General features: G+C 67.2%; 7 protein-coding genes. 6 read left to right on the top strand and 1 reads right to left on the bottom strand.

All coding sequences use genetic code 11. The features are described from left to right. Nucleotides 1-428: 428 nt before the first annotated feature. From arc to prcA, 6 genes are all read left to right on the top strand, one after another. On the top strand, nucleotides 429-2,195 hold the full coding sequence (gene arc / locus CCN72_RS34575) for a proteasome ATPase (protein WP_085562424.1): 1,767 nt from the start codon (nucleotides 429-431) through the stop codon (nucleotides 2,193-2,195). 232 nt (nucleotides 2,196-2,427) lie between these two features. After that, a complete protein-coding gene (dop, locus tag CCN72_RS34570; protein WP_337999716.1) occupies nucleotides 2,428-3,939 on the top strand; it encodes a depupylase/deamidase Dop in 1,512 nt (503 codons plus the stop codon). 172 nt (nucleotides 3,940-4,111) lie between these two features. Beyond that, nucleotides 4,112-4,330, top strand: a complete 219-nt coding sequence (locus CCN72_RS34565) for a ubiquitin-like protein Pup (RefSeq protein ID WP_037651273.1) — start codon at nucleotides 4,112-4,114, stop codon at nucleotides 4,328-4,330. Nucleotides 4,331-4,379: 49 nt separating this feature from the next. Then, on the top strand, nucleotides 4,380-4,985 hold the full coding sequence (locus tag CCN72_RS34560) for an endonuclease VII domain-containing protein (RefSeq protein ID WP_086812295.1): 606 nt from the start codon (nucleotides 4,380-4,382) through the stop codon (nucleotides 4,983-4,985). Then, nucleotides 4,937-5,782, top strand: a complete 846-nt coding sequence (gene prcB, locus CCN72_RS34555) for a proteasome subunit beta (RefSeq protein ID WP_037651270.1) — start codon at nucleotides 4,937-4,939, stop codon at nucleotides 5,780-5,782. Before CCN72_RS34560 ends, prcB begins: the two co-directional genes overlap by 49 nt. Nucleotides 5,783-5,843: 61 nt before the next feature. After that, entirely contained in the window at nucleotides 5,844-6,593 is a 750-nt protein-coding gene (gene prcA, locus CCN72_RS34550) for a proteasome subunit alpha (RefSeq protein ID WP_085562426.1), read from the top strand. Between the two features lie 57 nt (nucleotides 6,594-6,650). Here prcA and CCN72_RS34545 read toward each other — a convergent pair. Continuing rightward, the coding region (locus tag CCN72_RS34545) for a substrate-binding domain-containing protein (RefSeq protein ID WP_143664302.1) at nucleotides 6,651-6,896 on the bottom strand (246 nt) is incomplete at its 5' end.

Genomic DNA, 6,896 nt, shown 5'->3' with positions numbered 1-6,896 from the left:
GCCCCCGGAACCGGCCACCTCCGGCCACCAACGGGTTTCCACCCCCACCGGCTCGGGTACGAGCGCTCGACCAGAAACAGGACGCCCCACACCCCGGACGCACACTTCCAGCCACACCCACCATGACACCGCCAGGCCACACCGTCGCTCTACGTGATGAACGTACGAGCGCCCCCCGGCCTGCCCAAGAACCCGCCCACCCGGCCCGGAGCCGACAACTCCGGCCACTCCCGAAGGGATTCGACCACGCCAACCAAGGAACAAGCCGCTTCCCCATCACGTTGAGTGGGTATCCCCTCCGTGCGAGGGAGTGCGCACCGGGTGACCGACGACACACCTTGACAGTCATTGTGATCTAGGGGTTTCAATCGACACCCACCCAGGTAGGGTCTGGAAGCGTCCAGCTCCCCTTGGAGGAGGTGAGGACCGTGGCAGCCCACGACGACGACATGAACCGCGGCATCCGCCCGGGACGCGGGTCCGACGACCCGGCCGGGCAGATCGCCTACCTTGAGCAGGAGATCGCCGTCCTGCGACGCAAGCTCGCCGACTCTCCGCGACACACGAGGATTCTCGAAGAGCGGATCGTCGAGCTGCAGACCAACCTGGCCGGCGTGTCCGCCCAGAACGAACGACTGGCCAACACCCTCCGCGAGGCCCGCGACCAGATCGTGGCCCTCAAGGAAGAAGTCGACCGGCTCGCCCAGCCGCCGGCCGGCTTCGGAGTCTTCCTGCAAGCCAACGAGGACGGCACCGCCGACATCTTCACCGGCGGCCGCAAACTCCGGGTGAACGTCAGCCCCAGCGTCGACCTCGACGACATGCGGCGCGGCCAGGAAGTCATGCTCAACGAAGCGCTCAACGTGGTCGAGGCCATGGCGTACGAGCGCGTCGGTGACATCGTCACCCTCAAGGAGATCCTCGAGGACGGCGAACGCGCCCTCGTCCTCGGACACACCGACGAAGAACGAGTGGTCCGCCTCGCCGAACCCCTCCTCGACGTCACCATCCGACCCGGCGACGCCCTCCTGCTCGAACCCCGCTCCGGATACGTCTACGAAGTCGTCCCCAAGAGCGAGGTCGAGGAACTCGTCCTCGAAGAAGTCCCCGACATCGGCTACGAAGCCATCGGCGGCCTCGGCAACCAGATCGAAGCCATCCGCGACGCCGTCGAGCTTCCCTACCTCTACCCCGACCTCTTCAAGGAGCACGAGCTACGCCCGCCCAAGGGCGTCCTGCTCTACGGCCCCCCCGGCTGCGGCAAGACACTCATCGCCAAGGCCGTCGCCAACTCCCTCGCCAAGAAGGTCGCCGAAGTCACCGGCCAAGCCTCCGGCAAGAGCTTCTTCCTCAACATCAAGGGCCCCGAGCTCCTCAACAAGTACGTCGGCGAAACCGAACGCCAGATCCGCCTCGTCTTCCAGCGAGCCCGCGAGAAGGCCAGCGAAGGAACCCCCGTCATCGTCTTCTTCGACGAGATGGAATCCCTCTTCCGCACCCGCGGCTCCGGCGTCAGCTCCGACGTCGAGAACACCATCGTCCCCCAGCTCCTCGCCGAGATCGACGGCGTCGAAGGCCTCCAGAACGTGGTCGTCATCGGCGCGTCCAACCGCGAGGACATGATCGACCCCGCCATCCTGCGCCCCGGCCGCCTCGACGTGAAGATCAAGATCGAACGTCCCGACGCCGAGGCCGCCAAGGACATCTTCGGCAAGTACCTCACCGAGCGACTCCCGCTCCACACGGACGACCTCGGCGAGCACAGCGGCGACAAGAACGCCACGGTCCAAGCCATGATCCAGACCGCGGTCGAGCAGATGTACGCCGAATCCGAGGAAAACCGCTTCCTGGAAGTCACCTACGCCAACGGAGACAAGGAAGTCCTCTACTTCAAGGACTTCAACTCCGGCGCCATGATCGAGAACATCGTCGGGCGCGCCAAGAAAATGGCGATCAAGGACTTCCTCGAAAAGACCCAGAAGGGCCTCCGCGTCTCCCACCTCCTCCAAGCCTGCGTGGACGAGTTCAAGGAGAACGAAGACCTGCCCAACACCACCAACCCCGACGACTGGGCCCGCATCTCCGGAAAGAAGGGCGAACGGATCGTCTACATCCGCACCCTCATCACCGGAAAGCAGGGCGCGGACACCGGACGCTCCATCGACACGGTGGCCAATACCGGTCAGTACCTGTAAAAGCGGGGCGGCTGCGGGTGCCCACCACGGGTACCCGCAGCCGACTGTTTTTCTGGCCACGACCGGAGCAGGCAATGACGCAAATGATCTCCCCACCAGCGCAAAGGCGTTCTAGGCTCTTTCCTACCGCCGAGTCGCGCAGTGCGGGCACGGGCACCGCACACGCACCGGAGCGCCAGCGGTACGTGAGCGGCACCCATCACCGAGGGCGCCGCCGGGCAAGGAGGGCCGCATGACCGTACGGCGAGTAATGGGCATCGAGACGGAGTACGGCATCTCCGTCCCCGGCCACCCCAACGCCAATGCCATGCTCACCTCGTCCCAGATCGTCAACGCCTACGCGGCGGCGATGCACCGGGCCCGCCGGGCCCGCTGGGACTTCGAGGAGGAGAACCCGCTGCGCGACGCGCGAGGCTTTGACCTCGCCAGGGAGACCGCCGACGCCAGCCAGCTCACCGACGAGGACATCGGCCTGGCCAACGTGATCCTCACCAACGGCGCGCGACTCTACGTCGACCACGCCCACCCCGAATACAGCGCCCCCGAGGTCACCAACCCCCGCGACGCCGTCCTGTGGGACAAGGCCGGCGAACGCATCATGGCCGAGGCCGCCGAACGAGCCGCCCAGCTCCCCGGCGCCCAGCCCATCCACCTCTACAAGAACAACACCGACAACAAGGGCGCCTCCTACGGCACCCACGAGAACTACCTCATGCGGCGCGAGACCCCGTTCTCGGACATCGTGCGCCATCTGACGCCCTTCTTCGTCTCCCGCCAGGTCTTCGCCGGCGCCGGCCGCGTCGGCATCGGCCAGGACGGCCACGAACACGGCTTCCAGCTCAGCCAGCGCGCCGACTACTTCGAGGTCGAGGTCGGACTGGAGACCACCCTCAAGCGCCCCATCATCAACACCCGCGACGAACCCCACGCGGACGCCGAGAAGTACCGCCGCCTGCATGTGATCATCGGCGACGCCAACCTCTCGGAGATCTCCACCTACCTCAAACTCGGCACCACCTCCCTCGTCCTCGCCATGATCGAGGACGGCTTCATCGCGGTCGACCTGGCCGTGGACCAGCCGGTCCGCACCCTCCACCAGGTCTCCCACGACCCCGGCCTCAAGCACCTGGTCACCCTCCGCAGCGGCCGCACACTCACCGCCGTACAGCTCCAGATGGAGTACTACGAGCTGGCCCGCAAATACGTCGAGGAACGCCACGGAGCCGACGCCGACGACCAGACCAAGGACATCCTCAGCCGCTGGGAGGACACCCTCACCCGGCTGGAGAACGACCCCATGAGCCTCGCCGGCGAACTCGACTGGGTCGCCAAGCGCGAACTGATGGAGGGCTACCGCAACCGCGACGGCCTCGACTGGGACGCCGCCCGGCTCCACCTGGTCGACCTCCAGTACGCCGACGTACGGCCCGAGAAGGGCCTGTACAACCGCCTGGTGGCCCGGGGCCGGATGAAGCGGCTGCTGGACGAGTCCGAGGTCGAGCGGGCGCGCACCAAGCCGCCGGAGGACACCCGGGCGTACTTCCGCGGCCGCTGCCTGGAGCAGTACGCCGACGACGTCGCCGCGGCCAGCTGGGACTCGGTCATCTTCGACCTCCCCGGGCGGGACTCCCTCCAGCGCGTTCCAACCCTGGAACCGCTACGCGGAACGCGAAATCACGTCAAGGAGCTGCTGGACCGCTGCCGTACCGCGGAAGACCTGGTCAGGGTGCTTTCGGGCGGGTGAGCGGGGCCAGGGGGGTACTCGGTGCGGTCCGTGACGGCGGGTGGAAATCCCGCCGCCCGGGAATCATCGAGATGGCCCCCGTACGTTGCACGAACTGCGGGGCCGATGTCGGACCCGGCTTGTAGGGTCTGATCATCACCGATCGGCAGGCTAACTGAGCGGGGTGAGGGTTATGGCAACCAAGGACACCGGCGGCGGCCAGCAGAAGGCCACACGGTCCACCGAAGAGGTCGAGGAGCAGGCGCAGGACGCCCAGTCCTCCGAGGACCTCAAGGAACGACAGGAGAAGCTGTCGGACGACGTGGACTCCGTCCTGGACGAAATCGATGACGTACTTGAGGAGAACGCCGAGGATTTCGTGAGGTCCTTCGTGCAAAAAGGTGGAGAATAAAGGCGCACTGGTCACTTCGCCTTCGAAGTGAAGATCACGGGGGGTACGGGTGGCTGAGGAGCCGAACGCCAAGGGATGCGGGAAGTGCGGGCGGGATCTGCCTCGCGCGGCCTTCGCACGGGACAGGAACCGGCGTGACGGTCTTCAGCCCTACTGCCGGGAGTGCGTGGCGGAGTACGGCGCCACGCACTACCGGCGCCGTCGAGAGGCCATGGGCAAGACCGTCCGACAGAAAGTGGCGGTCCCGTCCGGGCACAAGCGCTGCCCGCAGTGCCAGGAGGTGAAGCCCCATACGGAGTGGGAGCGGAACAGGTCCTCGTCCGATGGCTGGGCGAGTTACTGCCGCACCTGTCGCGCGGGGCGGAACCGAACCAGCTACCTCAAGCGCAAGTACGGCCTCACCGAAGCCGAGCGGGATGCGATGGTGGCCTCCCAGCGGGGCTTGTGCGTGATCTGCTTGAAGGCTCCGGCCGCGCATGTGGATCACTGTCACAAGACGGGTAGGGTCCGTGGCGTACTGTGCTTCAACTGCAATTCGGCCATCGGCAAGTTGGGAGACGATCCCGACGCCGTACGCCGGGCCGCCGCCTATCTGGAAGGAAACTCGTGGAAGCCAATACTCGTGGCACCGGGCGTCTACCAGCTGCCTTCCTGACGCCCGGGTCCTCCTCCTTCATGGATTTCCTCGCCGGGCACCAGCCGGAGATGCTCCCCGGGAACCGGCAGCTGCCCCCGACGCAGGGGGTGATCGAGGCCCCGCACGGCACCACCATCGTGGCGGTGACCTTCCCCGGTGGCGTGGTGCTCGCCGGTGACCGCCGGGCGACCATGGGCAATGTGATCGCGCAGCGGGACATCGAGAAGGTGTTCCCGGCCGACGAGTACTCCGCGGTCGGCATCGCCGGCACCGCCGGTCTCGCCGTGGAGATGGTGAAGCTCTTCCAGCTGGAGCTGGAGCACTTCGAGAAGGTCGAGGGCGCCCAGCTGTCCCTGGAGGGCAAGGCCAACCGGCTGTCGACGATGATCCGTTCCAACCTCGGCATGGCCATGCAGGGCCTGGCCGTGGTGCCCCTGTTCGCGGGATATGACGTGGACCGGGACAAGGGCCGGATCTTCTCGTACGACGTGACGGGCGGCCGTTCCGAGGAGCACCACTTCGCGGCGACGGGTTCCGGCTCGGTCTTCGCCCGGGGCGCGATGAAGAAGCTGTTCCGTGACGACCTGACGGAGGAACAGGCCACCACGCTGGTGGTGCAGGCCCTCTATGACGCGGCTGACGACGACTCGGCGACCGGTGGTCCCGATGTCGCCCGCCGGATCTACCCGATCATCACCGTGATCACCGAGGACGGTTTCCGCCGGCTCACCGGGGAAGAGGCCTCCGAGATCTCCCGTTCGGTGCTCCAGCGGCGCCTGGAGGAGCCGGACGGCCCCAAGGCCGCGCTGCTCTGAGCGCGGCCCGGTTCTTGACAAGGTGATCACAGTGACCATGACAGAAAGGGACGGATAACCGGTGTCGACGCCGTTCTATGTCTCACCTCAGCAGGCGATGGCCGACCGGGCGGAGTACGCCCGCAAGGGCATCGCTCGTGGCCGCAGCCTGGTGGTCATGCAGTACGCCGACGGCATCGTGTTCGCCGGCGAGAACCCGTCCCGCGCGCTGCACAAGTTCAGCGAGATCTACGACCGGATCGGCTTCGCGGCGGCCGGTAAGTACAACGAGTACGAGAATCTGCGCATCGGTGGTGTCCGTTACGCCGATCTGCGTGGTTACACCTATGACCGGGACGATGTGACGGCCCGGGGTCTGGCCAATGTGTACGCCCAGACGCTGGGCACCATCTTCTCCTCGGCGGCCGAGAAGCCGTACGAGGTGGAGCTGGTGGTGGCGGAGGTGGGGGAGACCCCGGAGGGCGACCAGATCTACCGGCTGCCGCACGACGGTTCCATCGTGGACGAGCACGGCTCGGTCGCGGTGGGTGGCAACGCGGAGCAGATCAGCAATTTCCTGGACCAGCGGCACCGGGACGGGATGAGTCTGGCCGAGGCGCTGAAGCTGGCGGTGCAGGCGCTGTCGCGGGACACGAACGGCGGCGAGCGGGAGATTCCGGCGGAGCGGCTCGAGGTCGCGGTGCTGGACCGTACGCGTCCGCAGAAGCGGAAGTTCAAGCGGATCGTGGGCCGGCAGCTGGCGCGGCTGCTGGAGGCGGACGGCGCGGCCGCGGTCGCGGACGGCTCGGAGGAGTCCGACGACGCGGAGTAGTCCGCCGCCTTCCTGGTCCTGAGGTGCCCCGGCCGTTTCGGCCGGGGCACCTCGCGTTCAGTCCCGGGGGGCCCGTGGGGGCGCGGTGGAGCCGCGTAGGACGAGGTGGACGGGGATGTCGCCGCCGTGGGGTTCGCGGCCCTCCAGGACGGCGAGGAGGGCGTGCATGCCGCGTTCGCCGAAGAGCTCGGCGTCGAGGTGGACGGTGGTGAGTTCGGGGTCGAGGGCGGTGGCGAGGGCGAGGTCGTCGAGGCCGGTGACGGAGATGTCGTCGGGGATGCGCAGGCCGAGGCGGCGGGCGGC

It is taken from the genome of Streptomyces murinus (genome assembly GCF_002154555.1).
GTDB classification, from domain to species: Bacteria; Actinomycetota; Actinomycetes; order Streptomycetales; family Streptomycetaceae; genus Streptomyces; species Streptomyces murinus.
The sequence above is the reverse complement of the archived record's forward strand: the minus strand, read 5'-3'. Positions and strand labels throughout refer to the sequence as shown.

Excerpts from the sequence above, each read along its gene's own strand:
- dop (WP_337999716.1), top strand. The coding sequence starts at position 2,428 with ATGACCGTACGGCGAGTAATGGGCATCGAGACGGAGTACGGCATCTCC.
- CCN72_RS34565 (WP_037651273.1), top strand. The coding sequence starts at position 4,112 with ATGGCAACCAAGGACACCGGCGGCGGCCAGCAGAAGGCCACACGGTCC.